Genomic DNA, 22,459 nt, shown 5'->3' with positions numbered 1-22,459 from the left:
AGGCCCGCTAGCGCCCCGCTCTCGGCCCGCTCTCGCGCCCCGTCCCAGGCCTTCCGGCGGCGGTACTGTCCCGAAGTGGGGTCCACTCGCGGGCAGCGGACCGGACCGGGAGGCACCGATGAGGACCGTACTGATCGTCGAGGACGACGACGGAATCGCCGAGGCTCTGGAACAGGCGCTGATCGTGCACGGCTATGCCACGTGCATCGCCGGCACCGGGGCCGCGGCCCTGGAGCAGCTGGACGACGCCGCCCTGGTCCTGCTCGACCTCGGCCTGCCCGACCTCGCCGGTCACGAGGTCTGCCGGCGGATCCGGGAGCGCTCCTGCGTCCCCGTCATCGCGCTGAGCGGCCGGGCCGAGGAACTCGACCGCGTGATGGCCCTGCACATGGGCGCCGACGACTTCGTGGCCAAGCCCTTCGGCCGCTACGAACTGATGGCGCGCATCCAGGCCGTCTTCCGGCGCTCCGGCGACTGCCCCTGGCACGACGGCGCGGCCGCCGCGAACGGACCGGCGCCCGGGGCCGGCCGCGTACACGTGCACGACCGCGTCCACGACCGCGTACACGGCCACGAGCCCGGCCACGAAGCCGGTCGCGAAGCCGGTCACGAGGCCGGCGGCATCCTGCGGGCGGGCCCGCTCAGCCTGGACCGGCGCGCCCGCAAGGTGTACCTGGACGGCACGGAAGTACGCATCACCCGCAAGGAGTTCGAGCTGCTGGCCATGCTGCTGGAGGAACCGGGCACGGTCATGGAACGCCAGGACATCATGGCGCGGGTCTGGGACGAGAACTGGTTCGGTTCCACCCGCACGCTGGACGTCCACGTGGGCTCCCTGCGCAGCAAGCTCGGCAGCAACGACTGGATCGAGGCCGCCCGGGGCGTCGGCTACCGCCTGACCGTCCCGCAGCCGCAGGCGTCGTGAACGCCACGAACGCGCCCCCCGAGTGGGCGCCGGAGCCGCCCTCGGTCGCGGTGGCCGCCGCCCACCAGATGCGCGGCCCGCTGTCCTCCGTACGACTGCGCCTCGAACTCCTCCAGGACCGCTTCCAGGACGCGCCCGATCCCGCCCCGGCCCGGGAGGTGGCCGCCATCCTGCGCGAAGTGGCGCGGCTCTCCGAGGTTCTTGAACAGGTACTGGCCTGGGGCGCGGTCGAGCACGCCGCGGTACGGGCCGAGACCGCGGACGCCCTGGCCGTCGCCGCCCTGCGCGTGGAGGCCTGGTCCGCCGCGGCGCGGGCCGCCGGCACGCACCTGGAGATCATCGGGGAGCGGGCGGCCCTGCTCCAGCAGCGGGGCACGCTGGAGCAGACCCTCGACGTCCTGCTGGACAACGCGCTCAAGGTCTCCCCGCCGGGCGCGACGGTACGGGTGTCGGTGGGCCGGGACGCCCCCGGCGAGGTGGCCGTGGACGTCTGCGACGAGGGCCCGGGGATGACCATCGAGGAGATCGCCCACGCCTGCGAACCCTTCTGGCGGGGCCGTGCGGGCCGCGGCGTCCGGGGCAGCGGCCTCGGGCTGACGATCGCCGCCGCCCTGCTCGCCGCCTCGGGAGGCCGCCTCGAACTCGGGGCGCGCGGAGTCCTTCCCGGTCTGCGCGCGAGGGCCGTCCTCCCCGCGGACACCCTCGCGCGGACCGCCCCGGCTCAGTCGCCGGCCCCCGCCCCGGCCGGTCCGCCGTTGCTCCGCACGACCTCGTAGGAGAACCGATGGATGCGCAGGCCCCTCATGCGTTCGGCCCGTGCGTACGGGCCTGCCACGTGCGGGGTCCGTCGAAGCCGCCGACCCGCTCGGGGCGGCGCCAGCCGGCCGCCGGCCGCCGCGGGTGGACCGGTTCCGCGGCGGGCCCCGGTTCCGCGGCCCTGGCCAGCAGGACGGCGGTGAGCGCGGCGACCTCCTCCGGGCTCGCACTGCCCTTCTCCACGCGCACCAGGAACGGCTGGTGCTTCTCGCGCACCGCGTCTCGTACCTCGGTCTCGGTCATCTCCGGGTCCTCCTCACTGGGGCGGGTTGCCGTGCTTGCGGCGGGGCAGCGCGGCGTCCTTCGTGCGCAGCATCGACAGGCAGCGGATCAGCGCCGAGCGGGTCTCGCGCGGGTCGATCACGTCGTCGACGAGACCGCGCTCGGCCGCGTAATAGGGGTGCACCAGCTCGGTCTTGTACTCGTTGATCTTCTGCAGGCGCATGGCCTCGGGATCCTCGGCGGCGGCTATCTCCCGCCGGAAGACCACGTTGGCCGCGCCCTCGGCGCCCATCACGGCGATCTCGTTGGTCGGCCAGGCGAGCGCGATGTCCACCCCGATCGAGCGGGAGTCCATCACGATGTACGCGCCGCCGTACGCCTTGCGCAGCACCACGGAGATCCGCGGCACCGTCGCGTTGCAGTACGCGTACAGCAGCTTCGCGCCGCGCCGGATGATGCCCTGGTGCTCCTGGTCGACGCCGGGCAGGAATCCCGGTACGTCGACGAGGGTGACCAGCGGGATGTTGAAGGCGTCGCAGAACTGCACGAACCGCGCGCCCTTCTCGCTCGCCTTGATGTCCAGGACCCCGGCCATGGCCGCGGGCTGGTTCGCGACGATCCCCACCACCTGGCCGCCCAGCCGGGCCAGCGCCACGACGAGGTTCGGCGCCCAGCCGGCGTGGACCTCCATGTAGTCGCCGTCGTCGGTGATCTCCGCGATCACCTCGCGGATGTCGTACGAGCGGTTCCCGTCGGCCGGGACCGTGTCGAGCAGGGCGTCGCAGTGCCGGTCGGCGCTGTCCTCGCTGTGCACGTCCGGCGGCAGCTCGCGGTTGTTGGAGGGGAGCAGGGAGAGCAGGTAGCGCACCTCGGCGAGGCAGGTCTCCTCGTCGTCGTAGACGAAGTGGGCCACGCCCGAGACCCCGGCGTGGACGTCGGCGCCGCCCAGGCCGTTCTGCGTGACCTGCTCCCCGGTGACCGCCTGCACCACGTCGGGACCCGTGATGAACATCTGCGAGATGTCGCGGACGGCGAAGACGAAGTCCGTGAGCGCCGGCGAGTACGCGGCCCCGCCGGCGCACGGCCCGAGCATCACGCTGATCTGCGGGATCACGCCCGAGGCCTTGGTGTTGCGCTGGAAGATGCCGCCGTAGCCGGCGAGCGCGGAGACGCCCTCCTGGATCCGGGCGCCCGCCCCGTCGTTGAGCGAGACCAGCGGGGCCCCGGCGGCCAGGGCCATGTCCATGACCTTGTGGATCTTCTGGGCGTGGGCCTCGCCGAGCGCCCCTCCGAAGATCCGGAAGTCGTGGGCGTAGACGAACACGGTCCGGCCGTCGACCTCGCCCCAGCCGGTGACCACGCCATCGGTGTAAGGGCGTTTGTCCTCCAGGCCGAAACCGGTCGCCCGGTGTCTCCTCAGGCCCTCGACCTCGGTGAAGCTCCCCTTGTCGAGGAGCAGGCCGATCCGTTCGCGCGCGGTCAGCTTGCCCTTGGCGTGCTGGCGCTCGGTGGCCGCCGGATTGGCGCCCTCGCGGGTCTCCTCCTTGATGCGGGCCAGTTCTCCGAGCCGGTCGGGCGGTGCGCCGACCCCGTCACCTTGCTGTGTCGTCACCACGGCGCTGCTTCCTCCCCGTTGTATGGGTCATTGCGTCTACCGGTCGGCAGACGGTTCGAAGTCCGAGCACATCGACGGCTCCGCGGCGATCAGCTCCAGGGCGTCGGCGGCGGTCAGCATCTCCATCGTCACGAAGCGAGCGGTGATCTCGTGCGGTCCGTCCGTGAGCAGGGCCGACGCCGCCACGTGGGCGGGGCAGCTCGGCAGGTTCTGGACGATCCAGCCCTCGGGACGCTCGGGCGCGTCCGGTCCCTCGTCCGTGCCGAGGTAGTCGGCGGACAGCTCCCGCCCGAGCCCGGTGCCCAGGCCCTTGAAGTAGGCCTCCTTGCGCGTCCAGAGCCGGCCGAAGGCCAGTTGGCGGTCCGTCGCCTTCTCTATGGCGGCCAGCTCCTTCTGCTCCATCGGGTGCAGATCGGGCGAGCACAGGTCGGTCGTCTCCAGCGACGGCACCCGCTGCACGTCGATGCCCACGGTCGAGGTCGCGATCCCGATGAGGACCACCCCGTGACTGTGCGACAGGGAGAAGTGCAGCGGCAGCGGCGAGTCGAGGAGCACCGGCCGGCCGTGGGGGCGGTCGCAGCAGGGGCAGGCGTCGCGGCCGAACTTGAGCAGGCCCGGCGCGGTACCGGTGTAGGCGGAGAGCAGCCGCCGCAGCGCGATGTGGGCCGACAGATAGGTCAGCCGGTCGTTCGGCCTGATGAACGCGGCGGCCCGTTTGTGCTCCTTCGCGTCGAGCTCGTCCGTGACCAGGGCGTGCTGGTTCTCCTCCGTCAGGTCCGGATGGCACACCCACAGGTGCATGTCCTGGTCGGGTGGGGTGATCCGGGCCGTCCCGGCGGCGTTGCTCATCGGCCCGCGCCGGCGGTGGCGGCGAACCGGGCCTGGGCTTCCCGGCGGTCCGGCATCAGCGCGCACAGCAGGGCGGCGACCTCGGCCACGCTGTCGTCGCGCAGCAGGTCCGCCGCCTTCACGGTGACGCCCAGCGCCGTCTCCAGCTTCCGCTTGAGCTGGATGGCCATGATCGAATCCACCCCCTGGCTGCGCAGCGGCCGGCGGACGTTGATCCGGTAGGCCGGCGGGATGTCGAGGGTTTCGGTGAGCTCCTGGCAGATGTACTGCTCGATGATCCGTATGCGCGCCGCGGTGTCCGCGGCGCGCAGGGCCGGGAGATCGGGCAACCGTTCGAGCCAGGTGGATGTGTTCTGGAACGTCATGGTGTGTACCGCCTTCTGTGAAGGGTGGACGGTGTTCCGGGGTACGGCGGAGGGGGACTCGTCGCCTCCTGGTGGTGGGGGCGCGGCCCTCGGGCGGAGCTCTGGCCTCGTTCCGTCCGGCTCAGTCGCCGGTTCCGCTGGGGGGTGGCGCGTCCTGCCCGGCGCCGAACCACCGCAGCAGGGCCCGCGGCAGGCCGGCTCCGGCTCCGGTGTCGGTACCGGCTCCCGTTCCGGCCGGTGCGGTCCACACGATGTGGCCGTCCGGCCGTACGAGGACCGCGCCGGTGCCGTGCAGGGGGCCCGGCGGCGCTCCGGGTTCGGGACGGGCGGTGACGAAGACGACCCGGTCCGCCCAGGGGCGGGCCGTGCGGCGCAGGGCGGGGCTGCCGACGAGGTCCAGCAGCAGCCCGCGGCCCGGGCGCAGCATGGCCGTCGTCGTCATGACGGGTCCCCAGGGCGTGACCAGCCGGGCGTACGGGATCCGCGTACCCGGCACCGTGCGCGGAGGCTCGGTACCGGGCGGCGGGTGCGGTCGGGTCCTGATGGTGGCCGGGCCCCGGCGGCCGGCCTCGCGCCGCTCGGGGTCGGGCCGCTCGGGGCCGCGCCGCTCGGGGTCGTGGCTGTCGAGCGGGCCGGGCGGCGCCCAGCCCCGTACGGCGGCGGCCAGCTGCCGGCCGAGGTCGACCGCGTCCTGGAGGCCGAGGTGGAGCGCCCGCCCGCCGGCCGGCGCCCGCCGGTGGGCGGCGTCGCCCGCGAAGAGCACCCGGCCGGGGAACCGTGCCCCGGTCAGGCGCCGTACGGTGCCGTGCCCGCCGTCGCATCCGACGAGGTAGCGGCCACGGACGCGTACGGGTCCCGCGGGGCCGACGGCCTCGGCCTCCACGTGCTCCTCGGTGACGGTGAGCCCGCGCAGTTCCCCGCGGTCCAGTACGGTCACCTCGGCGCCGCCGAGCCGCAGTTCACCGGCGAGCATCAGCCCGACGGGCCCCGCGCCCACGACGACGACATCGGTGTCCAGCCGGTCTGGCCGGTCTGGCCGGTCCAGTCGCTCCACCTGGTCCACCCGGTCTTCGCGCGAGCCGAGCTGAGACATGCTCACTCCCTTGGTCTCGATCCCGGCGGACAGCTGACCGGACCGTGCTTCACAGCTTCCGCGGGCCGGGGCGCGGGTTCAACACACCGCGTTTTCAGAGCCTGGCCAGAATCTGCAGACGTCGCTCACCTGTGTAAGCAGCGACCCACGTGAAGTTCAGGGGAGGAACAGGGGGGACCCGCGTGCCCTCAGGCGGAGTCCTCCGGGGACCGCGGCGCGGGCTTCGTGTGGAGGACCTCGCGGGCCTGCTCCGCGGCGCGGGTTATGCCCTCGCTCACGAAGTCGACGAAGCGCGCGATGTTTTCGAGGCGGGTGGCGGCCGGAGTGCCCGGACCGAGGACGCCGACGCCCTGCCGGGCCGTCTCCACGAGCAGGGTGTGGGCACGGGCGCTGGCGATCATGCCCTGGTACCAGACGTCGTCGTCGACGACGTAGCGCTCGCGGCGGCCCTCGTCGGGCTCGCGGCGGACGAGGGACTGGCCCTCGAGGAAGGTGATGGCCTTGGAGACGGTCGCCGGGCTGACCTGGAGGCGCCGGACGAGCTCGGACGCGGTGAGACTGCCCGCGTCGGTGGTGTAGAGCGCGGCCAGCACCCGGGCCGTCATCCGGGACAGGCCCGACTGCATGAAGATGCCGGCGAAGGTCTCCTCGTACGCGCGCACGGCCTCGGCGTCGCGCCCGTCGGTCTGCGGGGAGGCCTGCGGCCCCCGGGGCGCGGTCTGCCTGCTCCGGTGGGCGCGGCGTTCGGTGGCGCGGTGGGCCAGGTCGGAGCGGTAGGAGGCGGGGCCGCCGTTGCGCATCACCTCGCGGGTGACCGTCGAGGTCGGCCGGTCCAGACGCCGGGCGATCTCCGCGTAGGCCAGCCCGTCGGCCAGCCCCAGCGCGATCTGCTGGCGCTCCTGCTGGGTGAGTCTGCCTCCCGGCACCGTGATCTCCCTCTGTAGGTCCCCGATGATCGCCAGCATAGCGTTCACTCCCAGTTCATTGCAACGTCTACACGTCCTCCGTTGCGTTGAATTCAAGACCATTGCAACGATAATGGGCCTTTGAGCTGCGCATATAAGGGTTCTGTGCAACGAGTATGTTGCGGGATATTGGAACGCAACGTAGCTTTTCTCTTGTCGGAAACAACCGGCACCACGGAAACGCACAGGAGAGAAACCATGCAGAAGTTCGCCACCACCACCCCGATCGCCGCCGTCCTCGACATCCCCGCCGGCCGCATCCGCCTCATCGCCGCCGACCGGGCCGACACCACGGTCGAGGTCCTGCCCGCGGACGCCTCGAAGGGCCGCGACGTGAAGACGGCGGAGCGGACGACGGTCTCCTACGCCGACGGCGTCCTGCGCATCGAGGTCCCCAAGCCGGAGAACCGGATCCTCGGCGGCGCCGGATCCATCGAGGTCACCGTCCAGCTCCCCGCCGGCTCCCGCGTCGAGGCGAAGGCGGCCGCCGCCGAGCTCCGGGGCGTCGGACGGCTCGGCGACGTCGCCTTCGAGGGCGCTCAGGCCTCGGTCAAGCTCGACGAGACCGCGAGCGCCCGCCTCACCGTCCAGTCCGGCGACATCGCGGTCGGCCGCCTGAACGGTCCCGCGGACGTCAGCACCCTCAAGGGCGACATCGCCATCGCCGAGGCCGTGCACGGCACGGTCGTGCTGCGCACCGAGTCCGGCGGGATCTCGGTCGGCGCCGCCGCCGGAGTCAGCGCCTCCCTGGACGCGGGCACCTCCTACGGCAGGATCCACAACGCGCTGAGGAGCACCGGGGACGCGGCCGCGCGGCTGGACATCCGCGCGACCACCTCGTACGGCGACATCACCGCCCGCAGCCTCTGAGCAGCACCGGGCAGCACCGGGCGGCACCGAGCACCACCGGGCCGCGGGCCTCGAGGCGGAACCCCTCGCGGCGGCGCCAACCGGGTGGGTGCCTTCGGCCGCTCCGGAGCGGGACACCGCACCGTCAGGCGACGCAGCGCAGCATCTCCAGCGGCGGGTTGTCGGCGAGGTTCGCCCAGTGCTCCGCACCGAACTCCCGCAGGCCGGCCTCCGACACCATCACCGGGATCCAGGTCAGCTCGCTGAAGCCGGCCGCCTTCAGGGAGGCCTCGTAGACCTCGCGGCGCGGGAAGTTCGCGACGAACGAGACCGGCGGGTCGAGCAGCGCCGTGGTCCGCACCTTGAACCCGGTCTCGACCTCCTCACCGGTGAGTTCGGTGCGGAAGCCGTACTTCTCCGGGGTCGGCCCGTCGAAGCGGTAGTCGGGCGACTGGTTGATCAGGAAGAGCTCGGCGCCGGGCTTCAGGCTCCGGTGGATGGTGCGGCACATCCGCTCCGTGCTGGCGATGTCCGAGGCGTAGTTGAGCAGCTGGACGGCCAGCCCGATGTCGAAGGGCTCCTCGAAGGACCGCAGCTCGGCCGCGTCGCCCACCTCGTAGCGGACACCCAGGGGGTCGCGCTCCTCGATCGCCCGCGCCACGGCGACCATCTCGCCGGAGATGTCGATCCCGAGCACGTCGCCCGCGCCGCGCCGCTTGAGCTCCCGGCTGTAGAAGCCGGTACCGGAGGCCAGGTCGAGCACCGACTTGCCCGCCACGTCCCCGACCAGGGCCAGGAACCCGGGCACGATCGCCCACTGCTCCAGCGGAAGGGCCTTGAACCCCTCGTACGCCTCACCGATCTCGTCGTACTGCTCCTGTGCACTCATCGTGCCGTCCTCCCCGTTGGTTCCGCACCGTGCGGGAGGGCCCGGCGCCCGCCCTCGGACACGGCGGACAAGCCCTCTGACCGGCAGTCTCTCCCCAACGGACGGGCCATCAGCCTTGGCGAAAACCACGAAAACCGGCCCCCTCTCCCGGCCTCCCGCACAGCCGCGTCCCGGCGGCGGGGGCGCATGCCGAAGGGGACCCACCGGTCGGTGGGTCCCCTTCGAAGCCCCGGGATGCGTGGGTTTCCGGGGGGTTCCGGGAGGTGCGGGGAGGTGCGGGAAGGTGCGGGGAGGTGCCGGGAAGGTGCGGGGGATCGCGGCGGGTTCTCGGCTCAGGAGGCCGCGAGCGCGACGCACATCCCGCCGAGCGCCACCGCCTGGAGCAGCACCCGGACGTTGATGACGCTGTCCCAGGTGCGCTGCAGGCCACGGGCGTCGGGCGCGACGCGGCAGTCCAGCGCCGCGCCGGTCAGTTCCTTGTTCACGGGCGCGCTCACCTTGTTGTAGATGACCAGCCACACCACCAGGGCCAGGGCGGCCACGCCCGAGGCCACGGACGGCGTGGTCTTGCCCTCGAATCCGGCCACGGCCGCGGTGCCGACCGTGGCCACCAGGCCGAAGACGCCCGGTACGGGCATCCGGCTGTCGCCGAAGCGGTGGATCTGGCCCATGGCACTGGTCAGGGCCGCGTCGTCGACGTGGGCCATGGCCGGCCGCTGGACGAGTGCCGAGAACACGTCGGTTCCGTAGACCACCGCGTTGGCCATGGTGGCCACCACGGCCAGCGTGAGCAGGAGCGCTTCCATCACAACCACCTCTGTCGTTCTGCCGGTTGCCGCGTGGCCGTCGTGCCACGGGGGATATAGCGATGCTAGATGTCCTGCCGACACTATCAACATCGGCGCTCGTAATGCTAGCGTTGACAACTACCGGAGTCCGTCAGGGATCTCGTACCCGATGGGAGCGGCCCGGCCGCCCGGACAGCCTTGAGGAGAGCTAGACATGGCCATAGGACGACGTCCCCGTCGCGTACTCATCGCCGGCGGAGGGATCGGCGGTCTCGCCGCGGCCCTCGCACTCCAGCGCAAGGGCTTCGAGGTCGTCGTCTTCGAGCGCGCCGAGGAACTGCGCGACGGCGGCGCGGGACTGCACATCTGGACCAACGGCGTGCTCGCGCTGGACTACCTGGGCCTGGCCGAGAAGGTCCTGGAGATCGCCCCGGCCCAGCAGACGGCGCACTTCAGCACCTGGCGCGGTGAGGTGCTCGGCGCCTGGCCGGTGGGCGACTTCGTCACCCGGTACGGCCAGCCCACCATCGCCGTCGAACGCTCCGTACTGCACGGCATCCTGCGCGACGCGCTCCAGGGCCCCGTGGTCCGCACCGGCGCCCGGGTCATCGGCTTCGACCAGGACGCCGAGGGCGTCACCGTCCGCTTCGCCGACGGCGGCAGCGACCGCGGCGACCTGCTGATCGGCGCCGACGGCATCCACGGAGCCGTGCGCGACGCCATGTTCGGCCCCGCCAAGAACCGCTTCAGCGGCTACATCGCCTGGCGCGGCCGGGCCCCGATGGAGCACGCCGACATCCCGGCCGGCACCTTCAACGCGATGTTCGGGCCGGGCACCCGCTTCACCTACTACGACGTCGCACCGGGCCTGGTGCACTGGATGAGCGTGGCCAACGGAGCGCCCGGCGGGCGCGACGAGCCCGGCGTACGGGACATGCTGCTGCGCCGCCACGAGGGCTGGGGCGGCCCGGTCGCGGACATCCTGCGCGCCACCCCCGAGGAGTGGATCCTGCGCGGCGACGTCGAGGGCCGCAAGCCCGAACGCCACTGGGGCAAGGGCCGCGTCACCCTGCTCGGGGACGCCGCCCACCCCATCACCTTCAACATCGGCCAGGGCGCCTGCCAGGCCCTGGAGGACGCCCTGGTCCTGGCCGAGCACCTGGAGCGGGCGGGAAGCGACCCCGTCTCGGCGCTCCGCGGCTACGAGACCGAGCGCCGCGCGCGCACGGCGCCCCTCCAGCGCATCGCCTGGCGCATCGGCCAGATGGGCTCGGTCGAGAACCCGCTGCTGATCAAGGCGCGGGAGGCCTTCATGCGCAAGAACTGGAACACCAAGGCCTTCGGCGCCGCCGAGAAGGGCCAGGTCGCCTACGGCACCCGCTGGGCCAAGGCCCCGGGACGGGCGGCCGCGCAGCCGGCCACCGCGCCCGGCGCGGCCGCCGAGTGAGTCGAGGCGCATTCGAGGAATGCGCCAGAACGTGATGCCAGATTTCACGGGGTCGAGGACCGGTCGCCGAAGGCCCTGTGGTTCTGCGGCCCAACGGGTCGACGGCCCGAAGGCTCGACGACCTGTCACCCACAACTCAGTGAGGTAGGAACGGGGATGATCGACAATCTCTTCACGATGTTTCCCGGTCAGGGCTCGCAGCGCGCGGGCATGGCCGGACACCTCCTCCGCGAACACCCCCGCACGGTCGGGCGCGTCCTGGCCCGGGCGGAGGAGGCCACGGGACTCCCCCTGACGGAACTGTGCACCACGGCCCCGGACGCGGACCTCGCGCCGACCGAGATCGCCCAGCCCGCCATCGTCGCCACCAGCCTCGCGGTGTACGAGGTACTGCGCGAGCAGACCGGTTTCCGGCCCGCCGCGGTCGCCGGGCACAGCCTGGGCGAGTACACCGCCCTGATCGCCGCGGGCGTCCTCGAAGCGCGCGACGCGCTGCGCCTCGTACGCCGCCGCGGCGAGCTGATGGCCGGCGTCTCGCGCCGGGTGTCCGGGGCCATGACCGCGGTCATGGGACTGGCTCCCGAGCGGATCGAGCAGCTCTGCGCGGCCGCCGCACCGCTCGGCGTGGTGGAGGTCGCCAACTACAACGAGGCCGGCCAGACGGTGGTCTCCGGCCAGAGCGGGGCGGTCGCCGAGGTGAGCCGGCTCGCCCTGGAAGCGGGTGCCGAACGGGCCGTGCCGCTGAAGGTCTCCGCACCCTTCCACTGTTCGCTGATGAGCGCGGTCGAGGACGAGTTCACCGCCGAACTGGAGCGCACCACGTTCTCCGCGCCCCGGCTGCTCGTCATCAGCTCGGTCACCGGCGGCGCGGTGCGGGACGGGGCGCACGCCCGCGACCTGCTCCGGCGCCAGCTCGCCGGCCCGGTCCGCTGGGTCGACGTACTGGCCGCCGCCTCGGTGCACGGCGTGGACGGCTACCTGGAGGTCGGCCCCGGCCGCGTCCTCAGCGGCTTCGCCAATCGCTGCGTGCCCGGCGCCCTGGTGCGCAGCACCAACGACGAGCGCCGCGTCGCCACCCTGCTGCGCGATCTGCGCGCGGAGTCCGTCATCGGCGCGGCCGCCGCGTAGCCGCGTACGCCCGCCCGTCCCTCCGTCCCCTCCTCCTCACTCCACCCTCCTTCTCGCCCCTCCGTGAGAATCCACTTGAAAGGCAGCAAACGGTGCCCGAAACCCTGACCACCCTGTCGACCGACTACCTCCCCGCGGTCCAGGCCGCCATAGCCGACGCCCTCGGCATCGACGAGGCCGAGGCCGTTCCCGACGCGACCCTCCTCGGGGCGCTGGGTGCCGAGTCCATCGACCTGCTCGACATCCTCTTCCGGCTGGAGCGCGCCACCAAGGTGAAGATCACCGTGGCCGACATCGCCAACCTGCTCCAGGGCGGCATCCCGGACGAGGAGTTCGGCGACGAGAACGAGGTCGTCAACGACACCGGCCTGAGCCACCTGGAGAAGGTCCTGCCGCAGTTCGACCGCAACCAGCTCGCCGAGCCGCTGACCGCCGAAGGCGTCCTCGGCCTGTTCACCGTGCAGAACCTCACCGATCTGCTGACCGAGCGCGCCCACGCGGCCGCCGCAGCCTGACATGCCCTCCCGCATCCGCCCGGCCCCCACCGACGGGCCGGGCGGACGCGGGGTGGCGCCGGGGCCCTTGGGCCGTCTCTTTCGGATCTTGCCGGGCCCGCGAAAGAGACGACCCAGGGCGCCCGCCGGCCGCAGCAGCCAGGACGCCTACCTCGTAGCAGAAACGGGAAGAGACAGATGAAGCTGAAGGACCGCACCGCCCTGGTCACCGGTGCCTCGCGGGGCATCGGCCGGGCCATCGCCCTGGCCCTGGCCGAACAGGGGGCGGCCGTCGCAGTCAACTACCGCTCACGCCGGGAGGACGCCCTGGCGGTCGTCAAGGAGATCGAGGCGGCGGGCGGCCGGGCCGTGGCGATCGGCGCCGACGTCTCCGACCCCGCCGAGGCCGCGGAACTGGTCGCCGAGGCGATCCGTCAGCTGGGCTCCCTGAACGTACTGGTCAACAACGCGGGCACCAGCGACGACGGCCTGATCTACGATTCCGCGCCGGACGCCTGGCTGAACGTCATGAAGGTCAACTTCGGCGGGGCGTACCACTGCACGCACGCCGTCATGGAGCACTTCATGGCCCAGGGCGACGCCACCGTCGTCAACATCTCCTCCGCCATGGGCGAGCGCGGCTGGATCGGACAGTCCAACTACTCCGCCTCCAAGGGCGCCCTGAACTCCTTCACCCGCTCCGCCGCGATCGAACTCGCGCGGTTCGGCGTACGGGTCAACGCGGTCCTCGCCGGCTTCACCCCGACCGAACTGGTGGGCGAGGTCCTCCAGCGCGACGGGGGCAAGAGCATCAAGCGCCAGATCCCCCTGCGCCGCTTCGCCACCGTCGAGCAGGTCGCCGCCGCCGCCGTGTTCCTGGCCGGCCCGGACTCCGGCTACACCACCGGCGAACTGCTCACCGTGGACGGCGGATTCTCCGCCCAGCTCGGCATCGGCCGCCCGTAACGCACCGGAGGGAACGGAAGAGACCCCGAGAGACGAAGAGACGAAGAGACGACCATGCGATTCCATCTGATCGACCGGATCGAGACCTGGACCCCCCGCGAGCGGATCACCGCCCGCAAGGTCACCACCGTCGACGAGGACTACTGGCAGGACACGGCGAACGGCCCGGCACTGCCCTTCGGACTCGCGCTGGAAGCCCTGTGCCAGTCGGCCACCTGGCTGATCATGCTCAGCACCGACCACAAGCTCCGCGCGGCGCTGCTCGCGGTCGGCGAGGCCACCGCCCACCGTCCGGTGGTGCCCGGTGAGGTGCTCCGCATGGAGGCCAGGATCGAATCGATGAACGACGACGCCGCGATCCTGGACGGCACCGTCACGGTGGACGGCGAGACCGTCCTGGAAGCGAGCGGCATCATGTGCGCGCTCATCGACGCCGAGCGTCTCGACGACCCGGCGAACACGGCGCGCATGGCGCGACAGCTGCAGGGCGGAGGACCGGTCGGATGAAGCGCGTAGCCATCACCGGAGTCGGGGCGGTCACCCCTCTCGGTAACGATGCGGACAGCACCTGGGAAGGCCTGGCCACCGGACGCAGCGGAGTGGGTCCACTGACCACCTTCGACGCCTCCGGCTTCCCCGTACGGATCGCCGCGCAGGTCAAGGACTTCGACGCGGCGGCCGCCATCCCGGCGAAGGTCGGGCGCAAGCACCTCTCGCGCGTCGGCCAGTTCGGCGTCGCGGCGGCCTGGGAGGCGGTGCGCTCCGCCGGGGTCGACACGCTCTCCGAGGAGGTGTACGCCGCCGACGAGCGCGGCGTCGCCATGGGGGCCAGCGTCGGCCGCCCCGAGCTCCAGGCGCTGCTCGACATCGGGCACCTGCGGGCCACCACCGGCCAGGCGGACGCCTTCATCTGCCAGCCCCCCGCCCTGACCCTGACCGACGACCAGAACGTGCCCCTGGCCGCCATGGCCCGGATGGTCGGCGGCACCGGTCCGATGCTGGGCATCAGCACCGCCTGCGCCGGATCCGGGCACGCCATCGGGGAGGCGTACCGCGCCATTCAGGAGGGCGACGCGAAGCTGATGATCGCCGGCGGCTACGACTCGCTGACGACCTGGCTCGACCTGCTCGGCTTCAGCCTCCTCGGGGCCCTGACGGACCAGTACAACGACGACCCCGAGCACGCCTCGCGCCCCTTCGACGCGGACCGCAGCGGCTTCGTGGTCGGTGAGGGCGCCGTCGCCGTCATCCTGGAGGACATGGACGCGGCCCGCGAGCGCGGCGCCACCATCCTCGCCGAGGTCCTCGGCTACAGCTCCACCCTCAACGCCTACCGCATCACCGACTCCCCGCCGGACGGCTCCGGAGCGATCCAGGCCATGGAGGGCGCCATCGCCGAATCGGGCCTGGGCACCGAAGGCATCGACTACGTCGTGGCGCACGGCACCAGCACGCACGGCAACGACCAGTCGGAGACGACCGCCATCAAGAAGGTGTTCGGCGCCGAAGCCCAGCGGATCGTGGTCAGCGCACCCAAGTCCATGGCCGGACACCTGACCTCGGCCAGCCTCGGACTCGGCGTGCTCGCGGCCGTCAACGCGATGCAGCACTCCCTGGTACCGCCCACCCTCAACCTCGACCGGCCCGACCGGGGCCTCGACCTGGACTACGTACCGCACACCGCGCGCCCCATGCCGGTGTCGGGAGTCCTCATCAACGCCTTCGCCTTCGGCGGCAGCAACACCAGCATCGTCATAGGCGCCCCGCAGGAGGAGGCGTGAGCACCGCGACGCGGGTGAGCACCGCGACGGAGGTGAGCACCGCGACGCAGGTCGGCACCCCGGCCGCCGAGGTCCCCCACGGCTTCGACCGGCTCGTCGAGCTCGCCCCGGGCGAACGGGCGGCCGCCGTCCGCAACATCCCCGCGACCCTGCCCGTCTTCGACCACCACTTCCCCCGTCACCCCATCCTGCCGGGCGTACTGCTCCTGGAGAGCATGGCCGACCTGGCCAAGGCCGTCGCGGGCGGGGACCCGGCCGGATGGCGGCTCGCCTCCGTACGGGGCGTCCGCTGGAAGCACTTCGTGGCCCCCGGCGACCAGGTCGAGATCACCGTCGAGGTGACGGGCCGCACGCCGCAGACGACCGATGTACGGACCACCGCCCGGGTCGAGGGCCGTGTGGTTGCCGCCGCTCGCCTCCTCACCCTGGTGAGCGCAGAGAAGCCCAGGGAGGGCACAGCATGAGCGACGACAGGCGGCGCGTGATGGTGACCGGCATCGGTCTGATGACCGCGATCGGCCAGGGCGCCGCACCCACCTGGGAGAACCTCCTCGAGGGCCGCAGCGGGATCGGCCCGCTGCGCGCCTACGACCCGGCGCCGCTGCGCACCGGGATCGGCGCGGAGATCCCCGACTTCGACCCCACGCAGTGGGCCAGCCGGCGCACCCTGCGCATGCTGTGCCGCGGGGACCAACTGGCCCTGGCGGGCGCCACCCTGGCGCTGCGCGACGCCGGCCTGGACGGCGCGGGCGACCTCGGCCAGCGCGCCGGGCTGTTCCTCGGCAGCAACAAGGAAATGCCCCGCATGGACGAGCTGATCGCCCAGCTCCAGGCGGTCCGCGCCGAGGACGGCACCCCCGACCTGTACAAGCTGGGCCAGACCGCCTCCTCGGTGATCGCCCCGCTGTTCTTCGTCGAGGGGCTGCAGCCCGCGGCCGGCTTCCACATCTCCGAGAAGTACGGCATCCGCGGCGCCAACGCCTACTTCGCGGGCACCGCCGACGCCGGCGCCATGGCGATCGGCCGCGGCATGCGCACCGTACGCCGCGGCGAGGCCGACATCGTGCTCGCGGGCGGGTACGACGACGCCACCGGCTGGTGGGCCATGTCCAAGATGGACGGCCTCGGCGTGCTGTCCACCCGCACCGACCTCGGTCAGGAGGCCTTCCGGCCCTTCGACCGGGACCGCAGCGGCTCCGTGTTCGGCGAGGGCGCCGCCCTCCTCGTCCTGGAGGAGCGCGAACACGCCCTGGCGCGCGGCGCCCACTGCTACGCCGAGGTCACCGGCTACGGCGCGGGCAACGACTGCGTACGCCCGCCCAGCCCGCAGGCCCGGGCCCGCGGCCTGTCCCGGGCGATCGTCCGGGCGCTCGAGGACGCGGGCGGCGTGTTCCACGACGGCGGCTACATCGCCGCGCACGGCTGCGCCACCGTCCAGGGCGACGCCAGCGAGACGCTCGCCCTGCACGACGCGCTCGGCACGGCCGCCAAGGCGGCGCAGATCAGCAGCATCAAACCGCAGACCGGCCACCTGGTCGGCGGAGCCGGGGCACTGAACGCGGCCGTCAGCGCGCTCGCCCTGAACTCCGGCGTCGTCCCCGCCACCCAGAACCTGCACCACCCCGCCGACGAGTGCGACCTCGACTACGTACCGCTCACCCCGCGCGAGACGCGGCCCGACAGCGCACTGGCCCTCGCCCGCGGCCTGGAAGGCCAGGCGGTGGCCATCGCCATGGGGCGGGCCTGATGACGGACATACGGACACCCCCGGACGGAGAGCGGACATGACCGACGACGTGTACGAGCACGACACCGCGCCGGACGGCGCGGGCGGCCGGACCCGGACCGTGGTGGTCTGCGGGGTCGGCGCCGTGACCGCCCAGGGAGCCACCGCCACGGCGCTGTGGGAGGGCGTACGGGCCGGATTCTCGGCCATCGGACCGGTGCGCGGCATGCCGATGGACGGCTACGGCACCGATATCGGCGGCGAGGTCCAGAGCGAACTCGCCCCCGGCTACGACTACTTGGCTGCCTTCGGCGGGCGGGAGCGCGAGCCCGCCGTCGACTTCGCGCTGGCGGCGGCCCGGGAGGCGCTGGACCAGGCGGACCTCGGCGGTGTGCCCGCCGCCCGCTGGGGCGTCTCCTTCGGCTCCTGCAACGGCGGGCTGCGCAGTGCGGAGAAGCTCGCCCGCCGCGCCCGGGCCGGCGAGGCGCCCGAGGACGACGGCCGGCACTACCTGCTGGTGCCGCCGCAGGCCATCGCCGAGGCGCTGAGCAGCGCCTTCGACCTCAAGGGGCCGTCCCTGTCGGTGAACACGGCGTGCGCCTCCGGCGCCCACGCCATCGCCCACGCCGTCGAGTCGATCCGCTCGGGCCACTCCGACGCCATGCTCGTCGGGGGCAGCGACGCCTTCACCGAGACGGCGTGGGCCGGGTTCACCAGCCTCCAGTCGCTGTCCAGCAAGCCGGCCGCCCCCTACTCCAAGGACCGCGACGGCCTCTCGCTGGGCGAGGGCGCGGGCATGCTCGTCCTGGCCGAGGAGTCCGTGGCCCGCGCCGCGGGCGCCACCGTCCTGGCCGAGGTCCTGGGCTACGGCCTCTCCGCCGACGGCTACCACGCCACCGCCCCGCACCCCAAGGGCGAGGGCGCGGCCCGCGCGATCCGCGGCGCGCTGCGGTCCTCCGGCCTCACCCCCGAGGACGTCGGCTACATCAACGGCCACGGCACCGGCACGCCCAAGAACGACTCCGCCGAGAGCAACGCGGTCCGCGCCGCGCTCGGCGAGGCCGCCGAGAAGACCCCGCTCAGCAGCTCCAAGTCGATGATCGGCCACCTGCTGGGCGCCGCCGGCGCGGTCGAGGCCATCGTCACCGTCCAGGCGCTGGTCGAGCAGATCGCCCCGCCGACCGCCAATTTCACCGGCGTGGACCCCAAGTGCGGCCTGGACGCCGTGCCCGACGCCGGGCGCCCGCACGCCATGGACGCCGCGCTGTCGAACAACTTCGCCTTCGCCGGGGCCAACGCGTGCGTGGCCTTCGGCCGTCCCGACGGCCGGCGCTTCACCGCCGAGGTCCCGCCCGCCGGAGAAAAGGTGGTGGTCACCGGCTTCGCCGCGATCACCTCGGCCGGTACGGGCGCCGACGCCCTGTGGCGGGCCTGGAGCGAAGGCAGCCCGCTGGGCGCCGACGAGGACGGACTGCGCGTGGCACGCGCCGACTTCGACCCGGCGGCGCACACCACGCCCGCCGAGCGGCGCCGCGTGGACCGCCTCGGCCAGCTCGCCGTGGCCTCCTGCCGCGTCGCCCTGGAGCACGCCGGCCTCACCGCCGACGAGCGGGTCGGCGTCGTCCTGGGCACCGGGCTCGGCCCGATGCGCAGCATCGAGGACTTCCTGCGGCCCGTCCTCGACATCTGCCCCTCCTACGGCAGCCCGGCGGTGTTCCCCAACACCGTCTTCAACGCCGCCGCCGGCCAGGTCGCCATGAACGTCGGCGCCAAGGGCCCCACCTCCACGGTGACGACCGGCCACGCGGCCGGGGCCTCGGCCCTCACCGTCGCCTACGACCTGCTGCTCCAGGGCCGCGCGGACGCGGTGCTGTGCCCGGCGGTGGAGGACCTCTCCCCGGGCGTACTGGAGGCCTACCGCGGGCTGCCCCTCTTCGGGGACGAGGGCTACACCCTCTCCGAAGGGGGCATCGCCCTGGTCCTGGAGCGCGAGTCGAGCGCCCGGGCCCGCGGTGCCCGGATCCTGGCCGAGTTCGCGGGCCACACCACCACCTGCGACGCCCAGGGCATCGGCCGCTGGGACGCCACGGGCGAGGGCGTGGAGCGGGCCATGCGCGGGGCCCTGGCCCACGCGGGCGTCCAGCCGGGCGAGCTGACCGGGATCTGGGCCAACGCGGCCGGCCTGGAAAGCGCCGACGCCCCCGAGGAGCTGGCCGCCGGCCGGCTCGAAGGCGCGGGCTCCGTCCCCGTCCACACCCCCAAGCGGACGCTCGGCGAACCGGCGGGCGCGGGAGCGCAGCTGGCGGCCGTGCTCGCCCTCACGGGCTGGGACAACGGCCTGGACCGAGGACCGGTCCTCATCAACAGCTCCTCGCTCGGGGGGACCCACATCAGCCTCGTCCTGCGTCCCGCTACGGAGAACTGACCATGTCACCCAGCACCGACCGACACGTATCGATCCTCGCCACCGGTGCCCACCTGCCGGGCGAGCCCCTCGACAACGACGCCCTGGCCCGGGTCTGCGGGCCGCTGCCCGACGACGTCCTGGAGGGCATCCAGGTCAAACGCCGCCACTGGATGGTGGACCCGGTCACCGGCGAACACCGTACGAGCACCTCCGCCATGGCCACCGCCGCTGCCAGACAGGCCCTGGAGCGGGCGGGTGTGGAGGCGGCCGAGGTCGACCTGATCGTGCTCTCCACCGCCAGCCCGGACTACCTCCTGCCCGTGGCGGCGACCTACGTCCAGGAGCAGCTCGGCCTGGCCAACTGCGCGGTGATCGAGGTCCGCGCCGGCTGCGTGGGCGCCGTCCAGGCCTTCGACATCGCCCGGCGCCTGCTCGCCGACGGCACCTACCGCACCGCGCTCGTCATCGGCGCGGAGTCGGTCTCGCCGCTGCTCGCACCCGTCTTCCTCGGCGTCGACCCGCACAAGGTGCGGATGCGCGACCGGCTCACCGTCTACACCTTCGGCGACGGCGCCGGCGCCGTGGTGCTGCGCGGCGGCGAGGAGGGCTCGGCCCACGAGGGCAGCCGCCAGGTGTTCGCCACGCGGTCCATGGGCGGCGCCCGCAAGCCCGGCATGCTGATCGTCGGCGGCGGCACCGACGCCCCGCTGCACGAACAGCAGCAGCGCAAGCGGCTGATGGACATCAAGCTCGACATCCCCGGCACCGCGCAGTTCGGCCCCAAGGTCTTCGTGGAGGGCATCCACGACATGCTGCGCCGCTCGGGGCTCGCCCTCTCGGACATCGACGCGTGCGTGCTGCCGGAGGGCAACGCCGAGTACTTCGCGAGCGAGTACGGCACGGCCGGACTGTCCGCCGAGGACCAGGCGACCCTCAGCAAGATCATCGTGGAGAACCTCACCGACGTGGGAGCCACCGGCTCCGCCGCGGTCCCCCTCGCGCTGGACGCCGGCTGGACCGAGGGCCGCATCCGGCCCGGGGACACCGTGCTGCTGCTCGCGATTGAGGCCAGCCGCTACGTGTACGCGGGACTCACCCTCACCTGGGAAGCACCCTTCCCCACCAGTTAAGGACGGAACGTGTCGATACAAGAGACGGTGCGCAGCGCGGTGAGCGTGGAGGAGCGCAACAAGAAGACCATCCGTGCGGTCTTCGACACCTTCGTGAACCGGGGCGACTTCTCCATCGTGGAGGAGATCTACAGCCCCGACATGGTCGACCACCAGCCGCTGCCGGGCGCGCCCGAGGGGCTGGAGGGCGTCAAGTACACCATCGCCGGCCTGCGCGAGGGCTTCCCCGACCTGCACGTGACCATCGAGGACATGAGCGCCCACGGCGATCACGTCGTCATCCACAACACCTGGCGCGGCACGCACCGGGGCGAGTTCCTCGGCATGCCGCCCACCGGGCGCTACATCGAGTTCCAGGGCGTGGTGGTCTGGCGGCTGCTGGACGACGGCCTGATCGCCGAACGCTGGGGCATCGGCGTCGAGTCCAACATGCTCTCCGTACTCGGCATGCGCCGCCTGGCCCCCTCCTCGCGCACCGCCGCCCGCGCCTCGGCGCGCCGGAGCGTCGAGCCCGCCACCGTGCTGCTGTCGCTGCCCGAGGGCGGCGCCGCGCGCTGGAAGGACGTACAGGCGGAGTTCTCCGGGCCGCGCCTGAGGGAGTACGAGGCTTCGCGGCGCAGGGCCGGCATCCTCCAGGAGTCCTTCGCCCTCCAGCGGCTCGGCGACCGGGACGTGCTGGTGCACCGGGTGGAGGCGCGCGATCCGGCGGGGGCCGCGATCCGGCTGGGGCAGTCCCGCGAGGCCTTCGACGTGTGGCTGCGCGAGGCCGCGGCCGAGGCGCTCGGCGCCGATCCCTGGGAGGCGCTCGCCGCGGGGAACACGGCGGAGCGGGAGCACACCTGGTCCTCCGTCACGACCGAACTGACCTCCGCCGCCTGACCACGGCTCCACGCCGGATCGCCGCCCTCCCGGCCCAAGGCCTCGAGGGCGGCTCCGGCAGCTCTCTAGTCTAGCTCTGCTAGTATTTCTAGCGTCGATAACTACCGCGGAAGGCGCATGATGATGCGGCAACGAAAGCTCGGCAGCCAGGGCCTGGTGGTGTCCGAGCAGGGTCTCGGATGCATGGGCATGACCTTCGCCTACGGCCCGGCCGACGACCAGGAGGCCCTGCGTACGGCCCACCGGGCCTTCGAACTCGGCGTGAACCTGCTCGACACCTCGGACTTCTACGGTCCGCACACCAACGAGGAGTTCGTCGCCAAGGCCATCGCGGGGCGGCGCGACGAGGTCGTCGTCGCCTCCAAGGTCGGCAACGAGGTCACCCCGGACGGGCAGATCACCGGCAAGCAGAACGGCCGCCCGGAGTACATCCGCGCCGCCGTCGAGGGCAGCCTGCGCCGGCTCGGCACCGACCGGATCGACCTCTACTACCTGCACCGGGTCGACCCCGACGTCCCCGTCGAGGAGACCTTCGGAGCCCTGGCCGAGCTGGTGGCCGCCGGCAAGGTCCGCCACCTCGGCATCTCCGAGGCGGCCGCCCCCACCATCCGCCGCGCCCACGCCGTCCATCCCCTCACCGCCGTGCAGACGGAGTACTCCCTCTCCACGCGCGACGTCGAGGTCAACGGCGTCCTGGCGACGGTCCGCGAACTCGGCATCGGCTTCGTCGGCTACAGCCCGCTCGGCCGGGGCCTGCTGACCGGAGCCATCCGCAACCTCGACAACCTGGCCGCCCACGACTTCCGCCGGATCGCCCCCCGCTTCCAGAAGGACAACCTCGACGCCAACCTGCACGTCGTCGAGCAGCTGGAAGCCATGGCCGCGGCCAAGGGGATCACCACCGGACAGCTCGCGCTGGCCTGGGTACTGGCCCAGGGCGACGACGTCGTCGCCATCCCCGGCACCAAGCGGGTGAAGTACCTGGAGGAGAACACCGCCGCCAGTTCCGTCGCACTGAGCGCCGACGACCTCGCCGCCCTCGACCGGATCGCCCCCCACGGCAGCACGGTGGGCGACCGCTACCCCGCCGGCGCCATGGCCACCCTCGACGGCTGAAAACCGTCC

23 protein-coding genes are annotated in these 22,459 nt (G+C 72.7%); 15 read left to right on the top strand and 8 right to left on the bottom strand.

Annotation, left to right across the window (positions count from 1 at the left end; translation table 11 throughout):
* Positions 1 to 118: 118 nt before the first annotated feature.
* The gene (locus ACIQV3_RS30095; protein WP_403717369.1) at positions 119 to 925 is read left to right on the top strand and encodes a response regulator transcription factor; all 807 of its coding nucleotides are present in this window, start codon (positions 119 to 121) and stop codon (positions 923 to 925) included.
* A complete protein-coding gene (locus tag ACIQV3_RS30090; RefSeq protein ID WP_403717367.1) occupies positions 922 to 1,701 on the top strand; it encodes a sensor histidine kinase in 780 nt (259 codons plus the stop codon). The genes ACIQV3_RS30095 and ACIQV3_RS30090 overlap by 4 nt, the downstream gene beginning before the upstream one ends.
* A gap of 25 nt (positions 1,702 to 1,726) precedes the next feature.
* Here the strand turns inward: ACIQV3_RS30090 and ACIQV3_RS30085 are convergent, their stop codons facing one another.
* The 6 genes from ACIQV3_RS30085 to ACIQV3_RS30060 form a co-directional block, all read right to left on the bottom strand.
* The gene (locus ACIQV3_RS30085) at positions 1,727 to 1,984 is read right to left on the bottom strand and encodes an acyl-CoA carboxylase subunit epsilon (protein ID WP_403717365.1); all 258 of its coding nucleotides are present in this window, start codon (positions 1,982 to 1,984) and stop codon (positions 1,727 to 1,729) included.
* A gap of 13 nt (positions 1,985 to 1,997) precedes the next feature.
* A complete protein-coding gene (locus ACIQV3_RS30080) occupies positions 1,998 to 3,575 on the bottom strand; it encodes an acyl-CoA carboxylase subunit beta (RefSeq protein WP_403717363.1) in 1,578 nt (525 codons plus the stop codon).
* Positions 3,576 to 3,614: 39 nt separating this feature from the next.
* Positions 3,615 to 4,427, bottom strand: coding sequence for a 4'-phosphopantetheinyl transferase family protein (locus ACIQV3_RS30075; RefSeq protein WP_403717362.1), 813 nt, complete (start codon positions 4,425 to 4,427; stop codon positions 3,615 to 3,617).
* Positions 4,424 to 4,792: an acyl carrier protein gene (locus ACIQV3_RS30070; RefSeq protein WP_403717360.1), complete on the bottom strand. Its 369-nt coding sequence runs from the start codon at positions 4,790 to 4,792 to the stop codon at positions 4,424 to 4,426. The genes ACIQV3_RS30075 and ACIQV3_RS30070 overlap by 4 nt, the downstream gene beginning before the upstream one ends.
* A 121-nt stretch (positions 4,793 to 4,913) precedes the next feature.
* A complete protein-coding gene (locus ACIQV3_RS30065; RefSeq protein ID WP_403717358.1) occupies positions 4,914 to 5,885 on the bottom strand; it encodes an FAD-dependent monooxygenase in 972 nt (323 codons plus the stop codon).
* A 188-nt stretch (positions 5,886 to 6,073) separates the two neighbouring features.
* The gene (locus ACIQV3_RS30060; RefSeq protein WP_403717544.1) at positions 6,074 to 6,811 is read right to left on the bottom strand and encodes a helix-turn-helix domain-containing protein; all 738 of its coding nucleotides are present in this window, start codon (positions 6,809 to 6,811) and stop codon (positions 6,074 to 6,076) included.
* Between the two features lie 237 nt (positions 6,812 to 7,048).
* On the opposite strand from ACIQV3_RS30060, the gene ACIQV3_RS30055 reads away from it, so the two are divergent.
* On the top strand, positions 7,049 to 7,720 hold the full coding sequence (locus tag ACIQV3_RS30055) for a DUF4097 family beta strand repeat-containing protein (RefSeq protein ID WP_403717356.1): 672 nt from the start codon (positions 7,049 to 7,051) through the stop codon (positions 7,718 to 7,720).
* A gap of 124 nt (positions 7,721 to 7,844) precedes the next feature.
* Here ACIQV3_RS30055 and ACIQV3_RS30050 read toward each other — a convergent pair whose 3' ends face one another.
* Both ACIQV3_RS30050 and ACIQV3_RS30045 read right to left on the bottom strand, forming a co-directional pair.
* The gene (locus ACIQV3_RS30050) at positions 7,845 to 8,588 is read right to left on the bottom strand and encodes a class I SAM-dependent methyltransferase (protein WP_403717354.1); all 744 of its coding nucleotides are present in this window, start codon (positions 8,586 to 8,588) and stop codon (positions 7,845 to 7,847) included.
* A 332-nt stretch (positions 8,589 to 8,920) separates the two neighbouring features.
* Positions 8,921 to 9,394, bottom strand: coding sequence for a DUF1772 domain-containing protein (locus ACIQV3_RS30045; RefSeq protein ID WP_403717351.1), 474 nt, complete (start codon positions 9,392 to 9,394; stop codon positions 8,921 to 8,923).
* Between the two features lie 196 nt (positions 9,395 to 9,590).
* Here ACIQV3_RS30045 and ACIQV3_RS30040 point away from each other — a divergent pair, with 196 nt between their 5' ends.
* The 12 genes from ACIQV3_RS30040 (at position 9,591) to ACIQV3_RS29985 (ending at position 22,450) form a co-directional block, all read left to right on the top strand.
* Complete coding sequence (locus tag ACIQV3_RS30040) at positions 9,591 to 10,823, top strand: FAD-dependent monooxygenase (protein ID WP_403717349.1); 1,233 nt, start codon at positions 9,591 to 9,593, stop codon at positions 10,821 to 10,823.
* Positions 10,824 to 10,979: 156 nt separating this feature from the next.
* Entirely contained in the window at positions 10,980 to 11,951 is a 972-nt protein-coding gene (gene fabD / locus ACIQV3_RS30035; RefSeq protein ID WP_403717346.1) for an ACP S-malonyltransferase, read from the top strand.
* A 92-nt stretch (positions 11,952 to 12,043) separates the two neighbouring features.
* Positions 12,044 to 12,466: an acyl carrier protein gene (locus ACIQV3_RS30030; protein WP_389690616.1), complete on the top strand. Its 423-nt coding sequence runs from the start codon at positions 12,044 to 12,046 to the stop codon at positions 12,464 to 12,466.
* 177 nt (positions 12,467 to 12,643) lie between these two features.
* A complete protein-coding gene (locus ACIQV3_RS30025; RefSeq protein WP_266914467.1) occupies positions 12,644 to 13,411 on the top strand; it encodes an SDR family NAD(P)-dependent oxidoreductase in 768 nt (255 codons plus the stop codon).
* A 54-nt stretch (positions 13,412 to 13,465) separates the two neighbouring features.
* Positions 13,466 to 13,918, top strand: a complete 453-nt coding sequence (locus tag ACIQV3_RS30020) for a 3-hydroxylacyl-ACP dehydratase (protein ID WP_403717343.1) — start codon at positions 13,466 to 13,468, stop codon at positions 13,916 to 13,918.
* Positions 13,915 to 15,192, top strand: a complete 1,278-nt coding sequence (locus tag ACIQV3_RS30015) for a beta-ketoacyl-[acyl-carrier-protein] synthase family protein (protein WP_403717341.1) — start codon at positions 13,915 to 13,917, stop codon at positions 15,190 to 15,192. Before ACIQV3_RS30020 ends, ACIQV3_RS30015 begins: the two co-directional genes overlap by 4 nt.
* On the top strand, positions 15,189 to 15,656 hold the full coding sequence (locus ACIQV3_RS30010) for a 3-hydroxyacyl-ACP dehydratase FabZ family protein (protein ID WP_403717338.1): 468 nt from the start codon (positions 15,189 to 15,191) through the stop codon (positions 15,654 to 15,656). Before ACIQV3_RS30015 ends, ACIQV3_RS30010 begins: the two co-directional genes overlap by 4 nt.
* Positions 15,653 to 16,939 carry a beta-ketoacyl-[acyl-carrier-protein] synthase family protein gene (locus tag ACIQV3_RS30005; protein WP_403717336.1) on the top strand — a complete coding sequence of 429 codons (1,287 nt, stop codon included), beginning with the start codon at positions 15,653 to 15,655 and terminating at the stop codon, positions 16,937 to 16,939. The genes ACIQV3_RS30010 and ACIQV3_RS30005 overlap by 4 nt, the downstream gene beginning before the upstream one ends.
* A gap of 37 nt (positions 16,940 to 16,976) precedes the next feature.
* On the top strand, positions 16,977 to 19,343 hold the full coding sequence (locus ACIQV3_RS30000) for a beta-ketoacyl synthase N-terminal-like domain-containing protein (protein ID WP_403717333.1): 2,367 nt from the start codon (positions 16,977 to 16,979) through the stop codon (positions 19,341 to 19,343).
* 2 nt (positions 19,344 to 19,345) lie between these two features.
* Complete coding sequence (locus tag ACIQV3_RS29995; protein ID WP_403717331.1) at positions 19,346 to 20,455, top strand: 3-oxoacyl-ACP synthase III family protein; 1,110 nt, start codon at positions 19,346 to 19,348, stop codon at positions 20,453 to 20,455.
* A 9-nt stretch (positions 20,456 to 20,464) separates the two neighbouring features.
* The gene (locus tag ACIQV3_RS29990; RefSeq protein ID WP_403717329.1) at positions 20,465 to 21,334 is read left to right on the top strand and encodes an ester cyclase; all 870 of its coding nucleotides are present in this window, start codon (positions 20,465 to 20,467) and stop codon (positions 21,332 to 21,334) included.
* Between the two features lie 123 nt (positions 21,335 to 21,457).
* Positions 21,458 to 22,450, top strand: a complete 993-nt coding sequence (locus ACIQV3_RS29985; protein ID WP_403717542.1) for an aldo/keto reductase — start codon at positions 21,458 to 21,460, stop codon at positions 22,448 to 22,450.
* Positions 22,451 to 22,459 lie beyond the last annotated feature (9 nt).

Source organism: Streptomyces sp. NPDC099050 (assembly GCF_044759865.1).
Taxonomy (GTDB): domain Bacteria; phylum Actinomycetota; class Actinomycetes; order Streptomycetales; family Streptomycetaceae; genus Streptomyces.
This window is presented reverse-complemented; position numbering and strand designations above follow the sequence as displayed.